Here is a 19,140-nt window from a genome sequence, read left to right on the forward strand (position 1 = left end):
CTCGTAAAGAGGCAAGAGAATGCTCAAGGACCAGGACCGGATCTTCACCAACCTCTACGGCATGCATGACCGTTCGCTCGCCGGAGCGAAGGCGCGCGGCCATTGGGACGGCACGAAGGAGATCCTCACCAAGGGCCGCGACTGGATCGTCGACGAGATGAAGGCCTCCGGCCTGCGCGGCCGTGGCGGGGCGGGGTTTCCCACGGGTCTGAAATGGTCCTTCATGCCCAAGGAATCCGATGGTCGCCCGTCCTATCTTGTCGTGAATGCCGACGAATCGGAGCCCGGCACCTGCAAGGACCGCGAGATCATGCGCCATGATCCCCACACCCTTGTCGAAGGCTGCCTGATCGCATCCTTCGCGATGCAGGCCCATGCCTGTTATATCTACATCCGCGGCGAATATATCCGCGAGAAAGAGGCCCTTCAGGCTGCCATCGACGAGGCCTATGACGCGGGCCTGATCGGCAAGAACGCCTGCGGCTCTGGCTATGATTTCGACCTCTACCTGCATCACGGCGCCGGCGCGTATATCTGCGGCGAGGAAACCGCGCTTCTGGAGAGCCTCGAAGGCAAGAAGGGCATGCCCCGGATGAAGCCGCCGTTCCCGGCGGGTGCGGGCCTCTATGGCTGCCCCACGACGGTGAACAACGTCGAATCGATTGCCGTCGTGCCGACGATCCTGCGGCGCGGCGCATCGTGGTTCTCGGGCTTTGGCCGGCAGAACAACGCGGGCACCAAGGTCTTTGCGATCTCGGGTCACGTGAACAACCCCTGCGTCGTCGAGGAAGAGATGTCGATCTCCTTCGAGGAACTGATCGAAAAGCATTGCGGCGGCATTCGCGGCGGCTGGGGCAATCTCAAGGCGGTGATCCCGGGTGGCTCGTCCGTGCCCTGCGTGCGCGGCGAGAACATGAAAGACGCGATCATGGATTTCGATTACCTGCGCGGCGAGCTGGGGTCCGGCCTCGGCACGGCGGCGGTGATCGTGATGGACAACTCGGTCGATATCATCAAGGCGATCTGGCGGCTGTCGGCCTTCTACAAGCACGAAAGCTGCGGCCAGTGCACGCCCTGCCGCGAAGGCACCGGCTGGATGATGCGCGTGATGGACCGTCTGGTGAAGGGCGAGGCCGCCGTCGAAGAGATCGACATGCTGTTCGACGTGACCAAGCAGGTCGAAGGCCACACGATCTGTGCGCTTGGGGATGCGGCCGCATGGCCGATCCAGGGCCTGATCCGCAACTTCCGCGACGAGATCGAGGATCGTATCCGCCACAAGCGCGGTCCGATCGCGGCGGAGTGACAGCCGCGCGGCATATTGCGCATTTCAATTGGGGCAAGCTGAGGGCGCCTGTCGGCGACCCTCGCGTCGCAGGATTTGTTGACGCCGTGGGCCGCGTCAACGCCATCGCCGAACGATCGCCGGGCTTCGTCTGGCGCCACGGGGACGAGATGGCCGGGGCCGTGTCGATCGGCTGGCCGCTTTTTGCTCGGGATGACAGGGTCGTCGCCTCCTTCTCGGTCTGGGAGAGGCCCGACGATCTGAGGTCGTTCGTCTACAACACGGTTCACGGCGCGTTCTTTCGCCGTCGTGAGGAATGGTTCGAGCCTGGAACGCGGGTGAACTACGCGCTGTGGTGGATCGCGCCGGGCCACGTCCCGAAGATGGCCGAGGCAAGGGATCGGGTCGACCGGCTTGTGTCCGATGGGCCGAGCGAGACGGTTTTCACCTTCGATCAGCTGGGCACCGCCTGATGAAGCGGGCCCTGTTCGCCCTCCTGCCTGTGCCGCTGGCCGCACTCGCGGCCTGCGTCTCATCCGATCAGCGCGTTGATACGCCGGACGGTCCCGTTCTCGTGGTTGCGGACGACACGCTGGCCTGGTTTACCGCCGTGGTCGTCGATGGTGTCGAGGTTTCACCCTTTCCCGAGATCGGTGGCCTTCTCGTCCTTGATCCCGAGGGCGCGCCGCTGGCCTTGGGCGAGCGGAGCCGCGCCGAAATTGCGCTTGAACGTTATTGCGGTGCCCCGGTCGCGGACCTGTCTTATCGCGGCTTCGGCGAAGACGGCCTGTCGACATGGTCGTCGGCGCCATGCGTTGACGCCTCTGTTCCGGCTGCCCCCCCATGAGGATCACGGCAATGCTCGGGGTGCTCCTCGCGGCCTGTGTTCCGGCGACCGATCCCCCGGGCAACCTCGCACCAGCGCCGATGCAATTGCGCGACGGTGTCACGGTCACCGTCGAGGGTCAGGCGCTGGAAGTCCGGCGCACGCTTTACCGCTGGGTGCGTCCTTCGGCGGCCGAGATTCAGCCCGACGGCACATTGGTCCAGCCCCCATCCCCGGCAGCGGGAGAATTCTCGGATGGCGTGCCCGCGATCGCCATCGACGGCCTGACGCCCGGCCCGGGCGATTACGAGACGGCCTTGTCCGCGATTCTGCTGGCCTGCGGTTTCAGGGATGCCGGGGACGCGGTGGGGCGCGGCGGTCTTCAGGGCGATGTCGCGGCCTATGCGCCGCAGGACCCACGGACATTCTATATCCGTCTTGAAACCTGCCCGGCCCTCGACGGCTGAGGCGGATCAGTGTCACGAAAAGAAAGGTGCGATCATGTTTGAAGGTCAGGACATTGCAGAGCTGAACATCGGTCGTCTGGTCGCGTCCACGGATGATGCGCGCGTCGCCGAATTCATGAACGCGCTCGACCGGATCAACGGCATGGGAAAACGGATGCCCGGCTTTGTCTGGATGATGGAAGGATCGGGCGAGCCGGGCACAGGCAATACAGAGAACGCGATCGGGGGCGATCCCCAGTTCGTGGCGAACCTCACCGTCTGGGAGGATGTGGCCAGCCTCGAAGCCTTTGCCTTTGGCACCGTCCATCGGCAATTCTACGAACGTCGGCAGGAGTGGTTCGAGATCATGGGGCGCATGCATTTCGTGATGTGGCCCATTGCAAAGGGCCACCGGCCAACCCTTGACGAAGGGCTCGGCCGGCTGGACGCATTGCAAATCGATGGCGACGGACCGGGTGCCTTCGGCTGGGAATGGGCGCGGGCGCAGGGCCTTGTCCAGCCGCGCCGCTGCGCCACGCAATGATCTGCTCCCTGACCAACCCCCGAGACCCGGTTTGGCACGGGGTAAATCGCGCAGGCCCGACAGGATCGGTGCCCATGAAGCGATGACCGCAAAGATGCATCTGGCCGAACTGAACTTTGGAACCCTGCGCTACGATTGGGACGATCCCCGCATCGCGCCGTTTCAATCCGTGCTGGGCAAGGTCGGCGCCATCGCGCAGCGTTGCCCCGGTTTCATCTGGCAGATGGACGAGGACGAGATGGACGCCGCGCAGCGCGATCCCGCAGGGCCATTCGGAGCCAAGCCCCGGACGGCCTCGACCCTCTCGGTCTGGGCGGATGCGCAAAGCCTGTGGTTCTTTGTCGAACGCTCTGTCCACGGACGGTATCTGCGCCGGGCCGGGGAATGGTTCGAGCCCGAGGACAGGGGGAATCTCGTTCTGTGGTGGGTGCCCGAGGGCCATCGCCCGGGCCTTGCCGAAGGCATGGCGCGGTTCCGGCAGCTTCGGAGCCGGGGCCCGTCCGAGGACGCATTCGATTTCGACTGGTTGCGGCAGACAGGCAAATTGCCCGCGCCCACACGGTAACACCGCGTTTCAAAAGGGGCGGAGTTCCGCCTTGGGCGGGGAAACTGCCGGTTTTCCGCCATTGATTAATGGCCGCCCTCTGCCCAACTCGTCGGATAGAGCAAAAAACAAGAAAAGAGTTGGTTATGAAGGCAGGGCGGCGGCGGAAACTCACATCGATCCGGGCCTATCTGGCGGCTGTGGCCGTCCTGTTCGGGTTTATCGTGATTGCGGGCGCCACGGCGGCGCGGGCAGAACTGCGTGACGAGCGGCAGATCACCGAGGGGCTGATCGCCACCGCGATCGCCTATGAAATCGGCGACAAATGCGACAGCCTCGACGCGCGGCTGGTCGCGGGGGTGAATTATCTCTGGTCCCTGCGCCGGCTGGCCAGCGAACTGGGCTATTCCGACGCCGAAATCGACGCCTATGTCGACGACCGGGCCGAACAGCGCCGGCTCGAGGCGATTGCGCGCGACAGGCTGCGTCGGATGGGCGCGATCGAGGGGCAATGGGAGACCTATTGCACGATCGGGCGCGCCGAAATCGCCGGCGACAGCCGCATCGGGCGGCTTCTACGCTGAGCGATTGGGCTGCGCGCCCGCGGATCGGGAAATTTCATGGCGCACACAGGTATACCGTCTGGCATCACCCAACCAGCCGCGTTAGAAGGGCGCAAATCGTCCGCGTCCGAGTGCGGACACTGTGAACGCGAGACCTGTCATGTCCGAATTGCGCAAGATCATCATCGACGATCAGGAAGTGGAAGTGCCGGGAGCGATGACGCTCATCCAGGCCTGTGAACAGGCCGGGATCGAAATTCCACGCTTCTGTTATCACGAACGGCTGTCGATCGCGGGCAATTGCCGGATGTGCCTTGTCGAGGTCGTGGGTGGCCCGCCGAAACCCGCGGCGTCCTGTGCCATGCAGGTCAAGGACCTCCGCCCCGGTCCCGAAGGGCAGCCGCCGGTCGTGAAGACCAACAGCCCCATGGTCAAGAAGGCCCGCGAGGGCGTGATGGAGTTTCTCCTGATCAACCACCCGCTGGATTGCCCGATCTGCGACCAAGGCGGTGAATGCGATCTTCAGGATCAGGCGATGGCCTATGGCGTCGACTTTTCCCGCTTCCGCGAGCCCAAGCGCGCGACGGAGGATCTGGACCTCGGCCCTCTGGTCGAGACGCATATGACGCGCTGCATCTCCTGCACGCGCTGTGTCCGCTTCACCACCGAGGTGGCGGGCATCAGCCAGATGGGCCAGACCGGCCGCGGCGAAGATGCCGAGATCACGTCCTACCTGAACGAGACGCTCGATTCGAACCTTCAGGGCAATATCATCGATCTGTGTCCGGTCGGCGCGCTCGTGTCGAAGCCCTATGCCTTTACCGCCCGGCCGTGGGAGCTGACCAAGACCGAATCCATCGACGTGATGGATGCGCTGGGCTCCTCGATCCGGGTGGATTGCAAGGGCCGAGAAGTGATGCGGTTCCTGCCGCGCAACCATGACGGCGTGAACGAAGAATGGATTTCCGACAAGACGCGCTTTGTCTGGGATGGCCTGCGCCGTCAGCGGCTCGACACCCCGTATATCCGCGAGAACGGTAAGCTGCGCCCGGCGACCTGGCCCGAAGCGCTTGGCCGCGCGGCCGAGGCGCTGAAAGGCGCCGCGAAGCCTGCGGGCCTTGTGGGCGATCTTGCCCCGGTCGAGGCGGCCTTTGGCCTCAAGCGGATGATCGAGGGTCTGGGCGGTGTCGTCGAATGCCGCACCGACGGGGCCAAGCTGCCCGCCGGGAACCGGTCTGCCTATGCGGGCACTGCCGCCATCGAAGATATCGACAGCTCGGACGCGATCCTGATCATCGGCTCCGATCCGCGGAACGAGGCGCCGGTCCTAAATGCCCGTATCCGCAAGGCCTGGGCCCGGGGCGCCTTCGTTGGTCTGATCGGCCCCGAAGTCGACTTGACCTATGAGTATGTCCACATGGGCACAGGCCGCGCCGCGCTGGCCGAGGCGCTCGATGCCGGCCGAGAGATGTCTGCCACGTCGCCGTTGGTGATCGTGGGACAGGGTGCCTTGACCGAGGCCGATGGCGCGGCCGTTCTCGCCATGGTCCAGAAGATGTGCGAGGCATCCGGATCGAAGCTTCTGGTTCTGCACACGGCGGCCGCCCGCGTAGGCGCGATGGATGTGGGCGCCGTCGCGCCGAACGGCATGGCCGATATCCAAGATGCGGACGTGATCTACAACCTCGGCGCCGACGAGGTCGAGATTAGCGACGGCGCATTCGTGATCTATCAGGGCAGCCACGGTGACCGAGGCGCGCATCGTGCCGACGTGATCCTGCCGGCCGCGGCCTATACCGAGGAAAGCGGCCTGTTCGTGAATACCGAAGGCCGCCCCCAACTGGCGCTGCGTGCCAGCTTCCCGCCGGGCGAGGCCAAGGAAAACTGGGCGATCCTCCGGGCGCTTTCGTCCGAACTGGGCGCCCAGCTTCCGTGGGACAGCCTTGCGCAGCTGCGCAACGTCCTGATCGCGGATCACCCCCATCTCAAGCAGATCGACCAGGTGGTCGAAAACGATTGGCAGGCGGTTGCACCCGGCCCCTTGGGCGACGGGGATTTCCGGATCGTGATCAAGGATTTCTACCTGACGAACCCGATTGCGCGCGCGAGCCAGCTGATGGCCGAACTCAGCGCGATGGCAAAGTCCCGCGCCGAAACCCAGATCGCGGCGGAGTAAGCCGTTTGCTTGTCTTCCCGGCCATAGATCACCGGATGCGTCCGGTGGCACCCCTGTGCTGTGCGGTCCTGCTGACCGCCTGCAGCACCGGGGACGGTGCCGGCATTTCCGCGTCGGGCGATCCGGTCTATCGCGGCATCGAGACACGTCTTCTTGACGGGGATCTGGTCGGATTCGCGGTCGAGATGTCAGGCGCAGGCGGCCCGGAGGACGTGGTCGCCTATGCCGAATGCGCCGCGGCGCAATATACGCTGATCCGCGGCTATGGATTCGCGCGACATGTGCGCACTTTGGTGGACGAAACGGGTGGAAACTGGCGCGCGGATGCTGTTTACACCATCTCGGCGGCGCTCCCCCAGGGGGAGCGGACGATCGACGCGGAAGTCACGGTTGCCAATTGCGCACTGAACGGCATTCCGACGGTATAGAGGCCAAGAGGTCCGAGGGAACGAAACATGGTAGACTTCTTCACCAACACCAACCTTGGCATTGTACTGCTTGTGACGGGTCAGGTCCTGCTGGTTCTGGTGCCGCTTCTCGTCTCTTTGGCGTTCCTGATGTATGCCGACCGCAAGATCTGGGCCGCTGTCCAGATGCGGCGCGGCCCGAACGTCGTGGGCGTCTTCGGGCTGCTGCAATCCTTCGCCGATTTCCTGAAATATATCGTCAAGGAAGTGGTGGTTCCCGCCGGCGCCGACAAGGCCGTTTTCTATCTCGCGCCGATGATTTCGCTGGTGATGGCGATCATCGCCTGGGCGGTGATTCCCTTCAACGAGGGCTGGGCTGTCGCCGATATCAACGTGGCGATCCTCTATGTTTTTGCCGTCTCCTCGCTCGAGGTTTACGGCGTGATCATGGGCGGCTGGGCGTCGAACTCCAAATACCCTTTCCTCGGCTCTTTGCGGTCCGCCGCGCAGATGATTTCCTACGAGGTGTCGATCGGCCTGATCATCATCGGTGTCATCATCTCGACGGGCTCGATGAACTTCGGCGCCATCGTCGCCGCGCAGGATGGCTCGGCGGGGCTGTTCAACTGGTATTGGGTCGCGCATTTCCCGATGCTGTTCCTGTTCTTCATCTCGGCGCTGGCCGAGACGAACCGCCCGCCCTTCGACCTGCCGGAGGCGGAATCGGAACTCGTGGCGGGCTACCAGGTCGAATATTCCTCGACACCGTTCCTGCTGTTCATGATCGGCGAACTGACGGCTGTGGTGCTGATGTGCGCATTGGTGACCCTGCTGTTCTTCGGGGGCTGGCTGTCGCCGGTGCCGTTCCTGCCCGATGGCATGTTCTGGATGGTCCTGAAGATGCTGTTCGTCTTCTTCATGTTCTCGATGGTGAAGGCGATCACGCCGCGCTACCGCTATGACCAGCTGATGCGCCTTGGCTGGAAGGTGTTCCTGCCGATGTCGCTGGCCTGGGTGGTGATCGTCTCTTTCCTCGCAAAATTCGAAGTCTTTGGCGGGTTCTGGGCCCGCTGGATCGGAGCGTAAAATGACTCAGATCGACTATTCCCGCGCCACGAAATACTTCCTGCTTCAGGATTTCTTTCAGGGCTTCAAACTGGGGCTGAAATACTTCTTCCGGCCCAAGGCGACGCTGAACTACCCGCATGAAAAGGGGCCGCTGTCGCCGCGATTCCGGGGCGAACACGCGCTGCGCCGCTATCCCAACGGCGAAGAGCGGTGCATCGCCTGCAAATTGTGCGAAGCGATCTGCCCGGCGCAGGCCATCACCATCGATGCCGAACCGCGTGACGACGGCTCCCGCCGGACGACGCGCTACGACATCGACATGACGAAATGCATCTATTGCGGGTTCTGCCAGGAGGCGTGCCCGGTCGACGCGATCGTCGAGGGCCCGAACTTCGAGTTTTCGACCGAAACCCGCGAAGAGCTGTATTACGACAAGGCCAAGCTTCTGGAAAACGGTGACCGCTGGGAAGCGGAGATCGCCCGCAACCTCGAACTGGACGCGCCCTACCGATGACCGACAACAACCCCTTCATGGCCATGATGAAGGCCGGGCAGGATTGGGCACGGTCACTCAACCCGGCGCTGGAATCCTTCACACCCAAGGGGTTCGAAACCCTGTGGCCCACCATGTCGCGCGAGATGATGGAAACCGTCATGGGCAAGACCTTCAATCCCGACGGTCTGGATGCCAAGACACGGCTCCTGTGCACGCTGACGGGGCTTACCATCCTGGGCGCGCAGGCGGAATCGCAGGTTCGCCTGACGGTGCGCCACGCGGTCGAGGCCGGGGCCACCAAACAGGAAATCGCCGAAACCATCGCGCAGGCAGGCCTTTTCGGAGGGGTGCCCGCGATGACGAAGGCCATGGAACTCGCCACCGAGGTCCTTGACGGAGACGAAGGGGAACAGGGCAAATGACACCCGCGGCATTCGCTTTCTATATTTTTGCCACCACGACCGTGGCGGGCGGCCTGATGACCGTCGTCAGCCGGAACCCGGTGCACTCGGTGCTGTGGCTGATCCTTGCCTTCCTGTCGTCGGCGGGTCTCTTCATCCTTCTGGGTGCCGAATTCGTCGCGATGCTTCTGATCATCGTCTATGTCGGCGCGGTCGCGGTGTTGTTCCTCTTCGTCGTCATGATGCTGGATATCGATTTCGCGGCCCTCAAGGCCGAAATGGCGCGCTACATGCCGCTCGCCCTGCTGATCGGGGTGGTGATCCTGATGCAGCTGGGCGTTGCCTTCGGCGTCTGGGGCTTTGCGGACGGGGTCGAGGATCGGATCGCCGCGCCGATGGGCGACGCGCAGAACACCGCAAGCATCGGCCTGTTGCTGTATGACCGTTACATCCTGCTGTTCCAGCTGGCGGGCCTGATCCTTCTGGTCGCGATGATCGGGGCGATCGTGCTGACGCTGCGCCACCGGGTCGACGTCAAGCGGCAGAACATCGTTGCCCAGATGATGCGCGATCCCGAAAAGGCGATGGAGTTGAAGGACGTGAAACCGGGGCAGGGGCTATGATCGGCCGGGGACTTCTTGCCCTCTGGCTGGCCGTTGCCGCGCAATCAGCCGGCGCTCAGCCGCTCGCCTGTTTGCCGGACACCGGCGACAGTGCGCCCGAAGGCTTTGCGCTCGCGGCCGATCCCGACCGCGACACGGCAACGGTCGAGTTGATTGCCGACGATGTCGCCCTCTGGACCCGGACAGGTGGCCCCGAGCGCGGCGGACTCATGGCCATGGTCAATTGCCCGCGCGGGCGACTGTCCGTGTTGCTGTTTCTTCCTGCGGACCGCGTGTCCGAAGCGGTGGACACCCTGCGCGCCGAGTCGCCGGGGCCGGGCGCGGAAATGGGCAGCCAGTTTCTGGCGCTCAAAAGGCAGGCCACACGCCGCGCCTACGATGTTGGCGGTGCGGCTGACAATGTCTCCGAAGAGTTCGGCGCCTGCGTCTGCGCCGCTGCGGCAAACGGTTGAAGGTGAGAATATGATCGGAATTGAACATTACCTGACGGTCGCGGCGATGCTGTTCGTCATCGGTGTCTTCGGCCTGTTCCTGAACCGCAAGAATGTCATCATCATGCTGATGTCGATCGAGCTGATGCTTCTGGCGGTCAACATCAACCTCGTCGCCTTTTCGTCGTTCCTCGGCGATCTGGTGGGCCAGATCTTCACCCTTTTCGTGCTGACCGTCGCCGCCGCCGAGGCCGCGATCGGGCTCGCGATCCTTGTTTGTTTCTTCCGCGTCCGCGGGACCATCGACGTTGAAGACGTCAACGTGATGAAGGGCTAAAGACCAATGGAAACCATCATCCTCTTTGCCCCTCTTGCAGGCGCGCTGATCTGCGGCTTCGGGTGGAAGATCCTGGGCGAGACGGCGGCGCAATGGGTGGCCACCGGCCTTCTGTTCCTGGCGGCCTTCCTCAGCTGGATCGTCTTTCTAGGCCATGATGGCGTGACCGATCAGATCACGATCCTGCGCTGGATCGAAAGCGGAACGCTGGCCACCGACTGGTCCATCCGGCTCGACCGTCTGACGGCGATCATGCTGATCGTCATCACCACGGTCTCGGCGCTCGTGCACCTGTATTCCTTCGGCTACATGGCCCATGACGACAATTTCCGCGAAGGCGAGAGCTATCGTCCCCGCTTCTTTGCGTACCTGTCGTTCTTCACCTTCGCGATGCTCATGCTCGTGACGTCGGACAACCTGATCCAGATGTTCTTCGGCTGGGAAGGCGTGGGCGTGGCGTCCTACCTTCTGATCGGCTTCTACTACCGTAAACCGTCGGCCAATGCCGCGGCGATCAAGGCCTTCGTGGTCAACCGGGTTGGCGACTTCGGCTTTGCGCTGGGCATCTTCGCGATCTACTTCCTCGTCGATTCCGTCAAGTTCGATGACATCTTCGCCGCCGCGCCGACGCTGGCCGAGACGCAGATCACCTTCCTCTGGAGGGAATGGAACGCCGCGAACCTGATCGGTGTTCTTCTGTTCATCGGCGCCATGGGGAAATCGGCACAGCTGATCCTGCACACTTGGCTGCCGGACGCCATGGAAGGCCCGACACCGGTGTCGGCGCTGATCCACGCGGCAACCATGGTTACGGCGGGCGTGTTCCTCGTCTGCCGGATGTCGCCGATCTACGAATTCGCGCCCGAGGCCAGCCAGTTCATCGTCTTCCTCGGCGCCTCGACCGCGTTCTTTGCCGCGACCGTGGGTCTGGTTCAGAACGACATCAAGCGCGTCATCGCCTATTCGACCTGTTCGCAGCTGGGCTACATGTTCGTGGCCGCCGGCGTGGGCGTCTATTCGGTGGCGATGTTCCACCTCTTCACCCATGCCTTCTTCAAGGCGATGCTGTTCCTCGGCGCCGGTTCGGTGATCCACGGGATGCATCACGAACAGGACATGCGGAATTATGGCGGGCTGCGCCACAAGCTGCCCTACACCTTCTGGGCCATGATGATCGGCACGCTTGCGATCACCGGCGTGGGCATTCCGCTTCTGTATCTCGGCTTCCCGGTCGGCTTTGCGGGCTTCGTGTCGAAGGATGCGATCATCGAGAGCGCCTATGCCGCCCATAACGGCTATGCCTTCTGGCTTCTGGTCGTGGCCGCGCTGTTCACCAGCTTCTATTCGTGGCGGCTGATGTTCCTGACCTTCTATGGCAAGCCGCGCGGCGATCACCACACGCATGAACATGCCCATGAAAGCCCGATGACCATGTTGGCCCCGCTTGGTGTGCTGGCCCTCGGCGCGATCCTTGCGGGCATGATCTGGTACAAGCCCTTCTTCGGCGACAGCGAGAAGGTCGCGAAGTTCTTCGGCATCCCCGAGGCCGTCGCCATGGCCGAAGAGAGCCACGGCGAAGAGCCTGCCGCGGATGAGGCGCATTCCGGCGAAGAGGCCGCGGGCGATCATGGCGAGGATCACCATTTCGCCTTCGGCGGCGATCCGGGCGATGGCGCGATCTATATCGGGCCCGACAACCACGTCCTCGACGAGGCGCATTCGGTGCCGATCTGGGTCAAGCTCGCGCCCTTCATCTCGATGCTGCTGGGCTTCGGGACGGCGTATCAAATGTATATCCGCCGCCCCGACTGGCCGGCCAAACTGGCTCAGAACCAGCGTCCGCTCTACGAGTTCCTGCTCAACAAGTGGTATTTCGACGAAATATACGACTTCCTCTTTGTTCGCCCTGCGCGCGGGATCGGCATGTTCCTATGGAAGCGGGGAGATCAGGGCACGATTGACGGCGGCATCAACGGTATCGCGCTGGGCATCATCCCGTTCCTGACCCGCCTCGCGGGACGGGCGCAGACGGGATACATGTTCACTTACGTGTTCTGGATGGTCGTCGGCATTGCCGCGGTCCTGACATGGGTCAGCATCACCGGGGGAACGAACTGATGGGCAACCTTCTGTCACTCACCACCTTTATCCCCCTTCTGGGCGCGCTGATCCTCGCGCTGTTCCTGCGCGGCGATGACGAGGCGGCACAGCGCAATGCCAAGTGGGTGGCCTTTGCCACCACGGTGTTCGCCTTCGTGGTGTCGCTGTTCGTGCTGTTCGGCTTCGACCCGTCCAATACCGACTTCCAGTTCGTGGAAGAACGGGAATGGCTTCTGGGCATGACCTACCGGATGGGTGTGGACGGGATCTCGATCCTCTTCGTCATGCTGACGACGTTCCTGATGCCGCTTGTCATTGCCTCGTGCTGGGATGTGACGCATCGGGTCAAGGAATACATGATCGCCTTCCTCGTGCTGGAAACGCTCATGCTGGGCGTGTTCATGGCGCTCGATCTGGTGCTGTTCTACGTCTTCTTCGAGGCCGGTCTGATCCCGATGTTCCTGATCATCGGCATCTGGGGCGGCAAGAACCGCATCTATGCCTCGTTCAAGTTCTTCCTCTATACCTTCCTCGGCTCTGTCCTGATGCTTGTGGCGATGGTTGCGATGTTCCAGCAATCCGGCACCACCTGCATCGGCGCCTGCGGTCCGGGCGAAACCTCGCTTCTTGATTTCCGCTTCGGCACCGAAAGCTTCGAGCTTTTGGGCATGCAGGTCGTGGGCGGCATGCAGACCCTGCTGTTCCTCGCGTTCTTTGCCTCCTTCGCGGTCAAGATGCCGATGTGGCCCGTCCACACATGGCTGCCCGATGCGCATGTTCAGGCGCCGACCGCCGGGTCGGTCGTTCTGGCGGCGATCCTGCTGAAGATGGGGGGCTATGGCTTCCTGCGGTTCAGCCTGCCGATGTTCCCCGTCGCCACAGATATCTGGGCGCCGCTGGTCCTGTGGCTGTCGGCCATCGCGATCGTCTACACGTCGCTGGTCGCGCTGGTTCAGGAAGACATGAAGAAACTCATCGCCTATTCGTCCGTGGCCCACATGGGATACGTGACGATGGGGATTTTCGCGGCCAATCAGCAGGGGCTTGATGGCGCGATCTTCCAGATGCTCAGCCACGGCTTCATCTCGGGCGCGCTCTTCCTGTGCGTGGGCGTGATCTATGACCGGATGCATACCCGCGAGATCGATGCCTATGGCGGCCTCGTGAACCGGATGCCCGCCTATGCGCTGGTGTTCATGCTGTTCACCATGGCCAATGTGGGCCTGCCGGGCACCTCCGGCTTCATCGGCGAATTCCTGACGCTGATGGGTGTCTTCCAGGTCAACACCTGGGTGGCCCTCGTCGCCACGTCGGGCGTGATCCTGTCGGCGGCCTATGCGCTCTGGCTCTATCGTCGGGTCGTGATGGGCGACCTGATCAAGGAGGCCCTGCGCTCGATCACCGACATGACCCGGCGGGAGCGTGCGATCTTTGCCCCGCTGATCGTCATGACGCTGTTGCTGGGTGTCTATCCTGCGCTGGTCACCGACATCATCGGACCAAGCGTCGCCAATCTCGTGTCGCAAGTCGACGTGGCCGTTGCCGATTTCGAGGCCGCCACGATGCTGGCCCAGAACTGAGGAATAAGAGATGATCGCAGCCGATATCCAGGTGGTCCTTCCCGAACTGGTGCTGTCCGTCTTCGCGATGGCGGCGCTGATGGGCGCGGTCTACACCATTAAGGATCGCGCAGCACCGCTTCTTGTCTGGACGACAAGTGGCGTGATGGTCCTCGTGGCCCTGTGGATCGCGATTGCCGGACCGCAGGGCTCTGCCTTCGAGGGGTCGTTCACCTCTGACGGCTTCTCCGTCTTTGCCAAGGTCATGATCCTCATGTCCGGCGCGGCGATCCTGCTGATGAGCGAGGGCTACATGGCCCGCCACGGCATCCTGAAGTTCGAATATCCCGTGCTGATCACGCTGGCGAGCGTGGGCATGATGGTCATGGTCTCGGCCGGGGACCTGATCGTCCTTTACATGGGGCTCGAACTGCAATCGCTCGCGCTCTATGTCGTGGCGGCGCTTCGGCGCGACAGCATCAAGTCGACGGAAGCCGGGCTGAAGTATTTCGTGCTGGGCGCGCTGTCTTCGGGGCTCTTGCTCTATGGCGCGTCGCTGACCTATGGCTACACCGGAACGACCTCGTTCGCGGGCATCATCGAGGCGACCGAAGGCGGCGTCTCGACGGGTCTTCTCTTCGGTCTCGTGTTCCTGCTGGCGGGGTTCGCCTTCAAGGTCTCGGCCGCGCCCTTCCATATGTGGACACCCGATGTCTACGAAGGCTCGCCCACGCCGGTCACCGCGTTCTTCGCGACCGCGCCCAAAGTTGCGGCGATGGGTCTGTTTGCGCGGGTCGTGCATGACGCCTTCGGCGGCGTGGTCGGCGACTGGCAACAGATCGTGGCGCTTCTTTCGGTCTTGTCGATGTTCCTTGGTGCGATCGCCGCCATCGGTCAGCGCAACATCAAGCGCCTGATGGCCTATTCCTCGATCGCGCATATGGGCTTTGCCCTGATGGGCCTTGCGGCCGGCACCGTTCTGGGTGTGCAGGCGATGCTGATCTATATGGCGATCTATGTGACGATGAACATCGGCACCTTCGCCTTCATCATGTCGATGGAGAAGGATGGCCGGGTCGTGACCGATATCGACGCGCTCCAGATGTATTCCAAGCGCGAGCCGCTCAAGGCGCTTGCCATGCTCGTGCTGCTGTTCAGCCTTGCGGGCGTGCCGCCGATGGTGGGCTTCTTCGGCAAGCTGTATGTCCTGCGCGCGGCCTATGATGCGGGCCTTGGCTGGCTGGCCGTCGCGGGCGTTCTGGCAAGTGTCATCGGCGCCTTCTACTACCTGCGGATCGTCTACTACATGTATTTCGGAGAGGAGCGCGACGCGCTTGATCCCGGCATGTCGCCGGTTCTCTGGGGGTTCCTGATGGCATCGGCCGCGGTGATGGTCGTGGGCATCGTGAACCTCTTCGGCATCGAGCCCGCGGCAGCCGCCGCGGCGGCCTCGCTTGTCAACTAGGTCGTCAGAGGGCCGGGGTCTTCCCTGGCCGTCGGGCTACGACAAGGTCGTTCTCGACCAGGTCGACAGCACCATGCGCGAGGCCGCGCGCCAGATCCGCACGCTGAGCAAGCCGACTTGGTTCCTCGCCCGGCGCCAGACCGAGGCGCGGGGCCGGCACAACCGGACATGGCTGGAACAGCCCGGCAACTTTGCCGCGACCCTGATCTTCCGGCCCGATGCTTCCCCCCAGGAGGCGGCCAAGCGGTCATTCCTTGCGGCCAATGCACTGTGCGAGGCGCTGGCGCTCTATGTCGAACATGAAAAGCTGGCCCTGAAATGGCCCAACGACGTTCTTCTGAACGGCGGGAAGGTCGCGGGGATCCTGTTGGAGAGTTCGTCGCGTGGCCCGTTTGTCGACTGGCTGTCGATCGGGATCGGCGTGAACCTCGCCCATGCGCCCAAGGGGATCGACGCGCCGTTCCCGCCGATCTCTCTGGCCGAGGAACTGGGCGATGCGGTCGATCCGGAGGAATTCCTTTCGGTCCTTGCCAATGCCTTCGCCACGCAGGAGGGCAAGCTTGCCACCTTCGGCTTTCCACGCATCCGTGACGACTGGCTCAAACAGGCGGCGCGACTGGGTGAAACCATCGTCGCCCGGACGAGCAAGGAAACGGTCAAGGGGCTGTTCGACACGGTGGATCTGGACGGCAACCTGATCCTGATCACCGCGACCGGTCCGCGCCGCATCACCGCGGCCGACGTCTACTTCTAGGCCAGGACCCGTTCCAGGGAGGATCCCATGCTTCTTGCCATTGATTGCGGCAATACCAATACCGTGTTCTCGGTCTGGGATGGCACGCGCTTTGTCGCCACGTGGCGGACCTCGACCGAATGGCAGCGCACGGCGGATCAGTATTTCGTCTGGCTGTCGACACTGATGAAGGCCGAGCACCTCGATGTCACGATCAACGAGGTGATCATCTCGTCGACGGTGCCGAGGGTCGTGTTCAACCTGCGTGTCCTGTGCGACCGGTATTTCGGGTGTCGGCCCATCGTGGTGGGCAAGCCCGAATGCGCGCTCCCCGTGCCGCCGCGCGTGGAAGAGGGGGTCCGCCCCGGGCCCGACCGGCTTGCCAATGCCGCGGGCGCCTTTGATCGCCATGGCGGCGACGTGGTTGTCGTGGATTTCGGAACCGCCACGAATTTCGACGTGGTTGCAGAAGACGGTGCCTATGTCGGCGGCGTCATTTCCCCCGGTGTGAACCTCAGCCTCGAGGCGCTGCATCAGGGGGCGGCCGCGCTGCCCCATGTCGATATTACCATGCCCGCGAAAGTAATCGGCACGAACACGGTGGAATGTATTCAGTCCGGTGTCTTTTGGGGGTATGTCGGGCTCATCGAAGGAATTCTCCGTCGCATCAAGGCCGAATATGGCCGCCCCATGACCGTGATCGGAACGGGCGGGCTTGCGCCCCTGTTCGCACAGGCCGAGGCGCTGTTCGATTTTGTCGAAGATGATCTGACGGTCCATGGCCTTACGGTCATCTACACATTCAACAAGGAAACTGCATGAGCAACGAGCGATTGATCTACCTGCCCCTCGGGGGTGCCGGTGAAATCGGCATGAACGCCTATGTCTATGGCTACGGCGCCCCGGGGAAAGAGCGGCTGATCGTCGTGGATCTTGGCGTCACATTTCCCGACATGGACGGCACGCCGGGGGTCGATCTGATCCTGCCCGATATCTCCTGGCTCAAGGAGCGGCGCGAACAGATCGAGGCGATCTTCATCACCCATGGGCACGAAGATCACATCGGTGCGGTCGGCCATTACTGGGACGCGTTGCGCGCGCCCATTCTGGCGCGGAAGTTCACCGGCGCGCTGGCCCGGCGCAAGCTGGATGAGCATGGCGCACCCGACACTGCGCTCAGGATCGTGGAAGCATGGCCCGAGACGGTCACCTTCGGCCCCTTCACGGTGGGATTTGTCCCGATCAGCCATTCGATCCCCGAAAGTGCGGGGCTCGTGATCGACACGCCCAAGGGCCGGGTCGTGCATTCCGGCGATTTCAAGATCGACGAGACGCCCATCGTGGGCGAACCCTTTGACCGCGCCCTGTGGGCCGAGATCGCCAAGCCCGGGGTGCGTGCGCTGATCTGCGATTCGACCAACGTCTTTTCTCCCGAACCGGGCCGGTCCGAGGCCACCCTGTCCGATAGCATCGAAACCTTCATGCAAGAGGCCACCGGCATGGTTGTGGCCACGACCTTTGCCTCCAATGTCGCCCGGCTCAAGACGCTGGCCACGGCGGCTGAACGGGCAGGCCGGTCGGTCTGCCTGCTGGGCCGCGCGATGCGCCGCATGGTCGAGGTCGGCACTGAGACGGGCCTTCTGGACGGGTTCCCCTCGACCATCAGCCCCGAAGACGTGCTCGACATGCCCCGTCAGAACGTCCTTCTTCTGGTGACCGGCAGCCAGGGGGAGCGGCGCGCCGCCTCGGCCCAGCTGGCAAACGGCAAGTACATGGGTCTGACCCTGACCGAGGGCGACACCTTCCTGTTCTCCTCCAAGACGATCCCGGGCAATGAGCGTGGTGTGATCCGGATCATGAACCAACTGTCCGAGATGGGCGTCGACATCGTCGACGACGACGGTGGCAAATACCACGTCTCGGGCCATGCGAACCGCCCCGATCTCGAGGAAATGCATGCCATCATCCGCCCTGCGATGATGATCCCGATGCATGGCGAACACCGCCACCTGCGCAAACATGCCCGCATCGCCGAAGAGGCGGGTCTGCCGTCGATCGTCGCGGTCAATGGCATGATGATCGATCTGTCGGGCAACCGCCCCTCGGTCGCCGAATATATCGAGACGGGCCGGACCTACATCGATGGAACGGTCCAGATCGGGGCGCTCGACGGGATCGTGCGCGACCGGATCAAGATGGCGCTGAATGGCCATATGGTCGTGACGCTGATCCTCGATGAGAATGACCAGCCCCTTGGCGAGCCTTGGGTCGAACTGGCGGGCCTGCCGGAAACGGGCATTTCCAACGCGGCTCTTGTCGACGTGATCGAGGAGGATCTGGGCCAGTTCGTGAACCGCGCGGATCGCAAGACATTGCGGAGCGAGGAGAAGCTGGATCACGAGCTGCGCCGCATCGCCCGCAACAGCGCGCAGTCCGAAATCGGCAAGAAGCCGGAGGTGACGGTCGTCGTAAGCCGATTGTCATGACTGCGCCCGTCGTCTTCGATCTGGATGGCACCCTGATCGACAGCCTCCCCGGTATCGCCGGGGCGGCCAATGCGCTGTTGGGCGAATGGGGCCTGCCGCCGCTGGGGATGGCCGAGGTCGGAGGCTTCGTCGGCCATGGTGAGCAGGTGTTTCTGGATCGGCTGATCGCGGCGACAGGGCTTGATCCTGCTGACCGATCCGCCCTGATGGCGCGGTTCATTCCGCTCTACAAGGATGCCGCGCGGGGGACCCGCCTGTTCGACGGTGTGGCCGAGATGCTGGATGCCTTCGATGCGGCAGGTGTGGCGATGGGGCTATGCACCAACAAACCGCTGGCGCCCCTGATCCCGGTTCTGGAAGAGACGGGCCTTGCACACCGCTTTGCCGTTGTCGTGGCCGGCGATGCCCTGCCGCGCCGCAAGCCCGACCCGGCGCCCCTGCATCACGCCTTTGCCGAACTGGGGCAGGGGCCTGGGCTTTATGTCGGGGACAGCGAAGTTGACGCAGAAACCGCCCAGCGGGCTGGTCTGCCCTTCGCACTTTACACCAAGGGCATTCGTCAGACGCCTGTCGCCGATATCCCGCATCAGGCAGCCTTCGACGATTTTTCGGAATTACCGGATATCCGGGCCCGCCTCTGCGCGTGATCC

Annotated in this window: 22 protein-coding genes; all 22 read left to right on the forward strand. The window is 63.2% G+C overall.

Translation table 11 applies throughout. From position 1 onward, the window contains the following. The first annotated feature begins 19 nt into the window (after positions 1-19). The 22 genes from nuoF (at position 20) to gph (ending at position 19,137) form a co-directional block, all read left to right on the forward strand. On the forward strand, positions 20-1,306 hold the full coding sequence (gene nuoF, locus EP376_RS02120; RefSeq protein ID WP_127653881.1) for an NADH-quinone oxidoreductase subunit NuoF: 1,287 nt from the start codon (positions 20-22) through the stop codon (positions 1,304-1,306). Further along, the gene (locus EP376_RS02125; RefSeq protein ID WP_127653882.1) at positions 1,219-1,758 is read left to right on the forward strand and encodes a DUF3291 domain-containing protein; all 540 of its coding nucleotides are present in this window, start codon (positions 1,219-1,221) and stop codon (positions 1,756-1,758) included. The genes nuoF and EP376_RS02125 overlap by 88 nt, the downstream gene beginning before the upstream one ends. Further along, positions 1,758-2,132, forward strand: coding sequence for a hypothetical protein (locus tag EP376_RS02130; RefSeq protein WP_127653883.1), 375 nt, complete (start codon positions 1,758-1,760; stop codon positions 2,130-2,132). The genes EP376_RS02125 and EP376_RS02130 overlap by 1 nt, the downstream gene beginning before the upstream one ends. 11 nt (positions 2,133-2,143) lie before the next feature. Continuing rightward, entirely contained in the window at positions 2,144-2,578 is a 435-nt protein-coding gene (locus EP376_RS02135) for a hypothetical protein (RefSeq protein ID WP_127653884.1), read from the forward strand. Between the two features lie 34 nt (positions 2,579-2,612). Next, on the forward strand, positions 2,613-3,101 hold the full coding sequence (locus EP376_RS02140) for a DUF3291 domain-containing protein (protein ID WP_127653885.1): 489 nt from the start codon (positions 2,613-2,615) through the stop codon (positions 3,099-3,101). A 31-nt stretch (positions 3,102-3,132) separates the two neighbouring features. Further along, complete coding sequence (locus EP376_RS02145) at positions 3,133-3,666, forward strand: DUF3291 domain-containing protein (protein WP_164744841.1); 534 nt, start codon at positions 3,133-3,135, stop codon at positions 3,664-3,666. A gap of 125 nt (positions 3,667-3,791) precedes the next feature. After that, a complete protein-coding gene (locus tag EP376_RS02150; protein ID WP_127653887.1) occupies positions 3,792-4,229 on the forward strand; it encodes a DUF5333 domain-containing protein in 438 nt (145 codons plus the stop codon). Positions 4,230-4,368: 139 nt separating this feature from the next. Then, positions 4,369-6,384 carry an NADH-quinone oxidoreductase subunit NuoG gene (nuoG, locus tag EP376_RS02155; RefSeq protein WP_127653888.1) on the forward strand — a complete coding sequence of 672 codons (2,016 nt, stop codon included), beginning with the start codon at positions 4,369-4,371 and terminating at the stop codon, positions 6,382-6,384. Between the two features lie 35 nt (positions 6,385-6,419). Beyond that, positions 6,420-6,812, forward strand: coding sequence for a hypothetical protein (locus tag EP376_RS02160; RefSeq protein ID WP_127653889.1), 393 nt, complete (start codon positions 6,420-6,422; stop codon positions 6,810-6,812). A gap of 27 nt (positions 6,813-6,839) precedes the next feature. Continuing rightward, a complete protein-coding gene (gene nuoH / locus EP376_RS02165; protein WP_127653890.1) occupies positions 6,840-7,877 on the forward strand; it encodes an NADH-quinone oxidoreductase subunit NuoH in 1,038 nt (345 codons plus the stop codon). A 1-nt stretch (position 7,878) separates the two neighbouring features. Then, positions 7,879-8,373, forward strand: coding sequence for an NADH-quinone oxidoreductase subunit NuoI (gene nuoI, locus EP376_RS02170; RefSeq protein WP_127653891.1), 495 nt, complete (start codon positions 7,879-7,881; stop codon positions 8,371-8,373). Beyond that, the gene (locus EP376_RS02175; RefSeq protein WP_127653892.1) at positions 8,370-8,777 is read left to right on the forward strand and encodes a carboxymuconolactone decarboxylase family protein; all 408 of its coding nucleotides are present in this window, start codon (positions 8,370-8,372) and stop codon (positions 8,775-8,777) included. Before nuoI ends, EP376_RS02175 begins: the two co-directional genes overlap by 4 nt. Then, on the forward strand, positions 8,774-9,379 hold the full coding sequence (locus EP376_RS02180; RefSeq protein WP_127653893.1) for an NADH-quinone oxidoreductase subunit J: 606 nt from the start codon (positions 8,774-8,776) through the stop codon (positions 9,377-9,379). The genes EP376_RS02175 and EP376_RS02180 overlap by 4 nt, the downstream gene beginning before the upstream one ends. Further along, positions 9,376-9,831 carry a hypothetical protein gene (locus tag EP376_RS02185; RefSeq protein ID WP_127653894.1) on the forward strand — a complete coding sequence of 152 codons (456 nt, stop codon included), beginning with the start codon at positions 9,376-9,378 and terminating at the stop codon, positions 9,829-9,831. The genes EP376_RS02180 and EP376_RS02185 overlap by 4 nt, the downstream gene beginning before the upstream one ends. 10 nt (positions 9,832-9,841) lie before the next feature. Further along, positions 9,842-10,147, forward strand: a complete 306-nt coding sequence (gene nuoK / locus EP376_RS02190) for an NADH-quinone oxidoreductase subunit NuoK (RefSeq protein ID WP_127653895.1) — start codon at positions 9,842-9,844, stop codon at positions 10,145-10,147. Positions 10,148-10,153: 6 nt separating this feature from the next. Then, a complete protein-coding gene (gene nuoL, locus EP376_RS02195) occupies positions 10,154-12,265 on the forward strand; it encodes an NADH-quinone oxidoreductase subunit L (protein ID WP_127653896.1) in 2,112 nt (703 codons plus the stop codon). Further along, positions 12,265-13,827: an NADH-quinone oxidoreductase subunit M gene (locus EP376_RS02200; RefSeq protein WP_203330889.1), complete on the forward strand. Its 1,563-nt coding sequence runs from the start codon at positions 12,265-12,267 to the stop codon at positions 13,825-13,827. The genes nuoL and EP376_RS02200 overlap by 1 nt, the downstream gene beginning before the upstream one ends. Positions 13,828-13,837: 10 nt before the next feature. Then, positions 13,838-15,271 carry an NADH-quinone oxidoreductase subunit NuoN gene (gene nuoN / locus EP376_RS02205; RefSeq protein ID WP_127653898.1) on the forward strand — a complete coding sequence of 478 codons (1,434 nt, stop codon included), beginning with the start codon at positions 13,838-13,840 and terminating at the stop codon, positions 15,269-15,271. Further along, the gene (locus EP376_RS02210; protein ID WP_127653899.1) at positions 15,261-16,025 is read left to right on the forward strand and encodes a biotin--[acetyl-CoA-carboxylase] ligase; all 765 of its coding nucleotides are present in this window, start codon (positions 15,261-15,263) and stop codon (positions 16,023-16,025) included. The genes nuoN and EP376_RS02210 overlap by 11 nt, the downstream gene beginning before the upstream one ends. A 27-nt stretch (positions 16,026-16,052) precedes the next feature. Then, complete coding sequence (locus tag EP376_RS02215; RefSeq protein ID WP_127653900.1) at positions 16,053-16,826, forward strand: type III pantothenate kinase; 774 nt, start codon at positions 16,053-16,055, stop codon at positions 16,824-16,826. Next, positions 16,823-18,490: a ribonuclease J gene (locus EP376_RS02220; protein WP_127653901.1), complete on the forward strand. Its 1,668-nt coding sequence runs from the start codon at positions 16,823-16,825 to the stop codon at positions 18,488-18,490. Before EP376_RS02215 ends, EP376_RS02220 begins: the two co-directional genes overlap by 4 nt. Then, on the forward strand, positions 18,487-19,137 hold the full coding sequence (gph, locus tag EP376_RS02225) for a phosphoglycolate phosphatase (protein ID WP_127653902.1): 651 nt from the start codon (positions 18,487-18,489) through the stop codon (positions 19,135-19,137). Before EP376_RS02220 ends, gph begins: the two co-directional genes overlap by 4 nt. Positions 19,138-19,140: the final 3 nt, after the last annotated feature.

It is taken from the genome of Alexandriicola marinus (assembly GCF_004000435.1).
Classification (GTDB): Bacteria; Pseudomonadota; Alphaproteobacteria; order Rhodobacterales; family Rhodobacteraceae; genus Alexandriicola; species Alexandriicola marinus.

Bases quoted from the DNA above. Each gene is read 5' to 3' on its own strand.
- EP376_RS02215 (WP_127653900.1), top strand. From the start codon at position 16,053: ATGCTTCTTGCCATTGATTGCGGCAATACCAATACCGTGTTCTCGGTC.
- EP376_RS02180 (WP_127653893.1), top strand. From the start codon at position 8,774: ATGACACCCGCGGCATTCGCTTTCTATATTTTTGCCACCACGACCGTG.
- EP376_RS02220 (WP_127653901.1), top strand. From the start codon at position 16,823: ATGAGCAACGAGCGATTGATCTACCTGCCCCTCGGGGGTGCCGGTGAA.
- EP376_RS02130 (WP_127653883.1), top strand. From the start codon at position 1,758: ATGAAGCGGGCCCTGTTCGCCCTCCTGCCTGTGCCGCTGGCCGCACTC.
- nuoL (WP_127653896.1), top strand. From the start codon at position 10,154: ATGGAAACCATCATCCTCTTTGCCCCTCTTGCAGGCGCGCTGATCTGC.
- nuoG (WP_127653888.1), top strand. From the start codon at position 4,369: ATGTCCGAATTGCGCAAGATCATCATCGACGATCAGGAAGTGGAAGTG.
- EP376_RS02135 (WP_127653884.1), top strand. From the start codon at position 2,144: ATGCTCGGGGTGCTCCTCGCGGCCTGTGTTCCGGCGACCGATCCCCCG.
- nuoF (WP_127653881.1), top strand. From the start codon at position 20: ATGCTCAAGGACCAGGACCGGATCTTCACCAACCTCTACGGCATGCAT.
- nuoH (WP_127653890.1), top strand. From the start codon at position 6,840: ATGGTAGACTTCTTCACCAACACCAACCTTGGCATTGTACTGCTTGTG.
- EP376_RS02160 (WP_127653889.1), top strand. From the start codon at position 6,420: ATGCGTCCGGTGGCACCCCTGTGCTGTGCGGTCCTGCTGACCGCCTGC.
- EP376_RS02150 (WP_127653887.1), top strand. From the start codon at position 3,792: ATGAAGGCAGGGCGGCGGCGGAAACTCACATCGATCCGGGCCTATCTG.
- gph (WP_127653902.1), top strand. From the start codon at position 18,487: ATGACTGCGCCCGTCGTCTTCGATCTGGATGGCACCCTGATCGACAGC.
- nuoK (WP_127653895.1), top strand. From the start codon at position 9,842: ATGATCGGAATTGAACATTACCTGACGGTCGCGGCGATGCTGTTCGTC.
- EP376_RS02175 (WP_127653892.1), top strand. From the start codon at position 8,370: ATGACCGACAACAACCCCTTCATGGCCATGATGAAGGCCGGGCAGGAT.
- EP376_RS02140 (WP_127653885.1), top strand. From the start codon at position 2,613: ATGTTTGAAGGTCAGGACATTGCAGAGCTGAACATCGGTCGTCTGGTC.
- EP376_RS02125 (WP_127653882.1), top strand. From the start codon at position 1,219: ATGGCCGATCCAGGGCCTGATCCGCAACTTCCGCGACGAGATCGAGGA.
- nuoN (WP_127653898.1), top strand. From the start codon at position 13,838: ATGATCGCAGCCGATATCCAGGTGGTCCTTCCCGAACTGGTGCTGTCC.
- EP376_RS02185 (WP_127653894.1), top strand. From the start codon at position 9,376: ATGATCGGCCGGGGACTTCTTGCCCTCTGGCTGGCCGTTGCCGCGCAA.
- nuoI (WP_127653891.1), top strand. From the start codon at position 7,879: ATGACTCAGATCGACTATTCCCGCGCCACGAAATACTTCCTGCTTCAG.
- EP376_RS02200 (WP_203330889.1), top strand. From the start codon at position 12,265: ATGGGCAACCTTCTGTCACTCACCACCTTTATCCCCCTTCTGGGCGCG.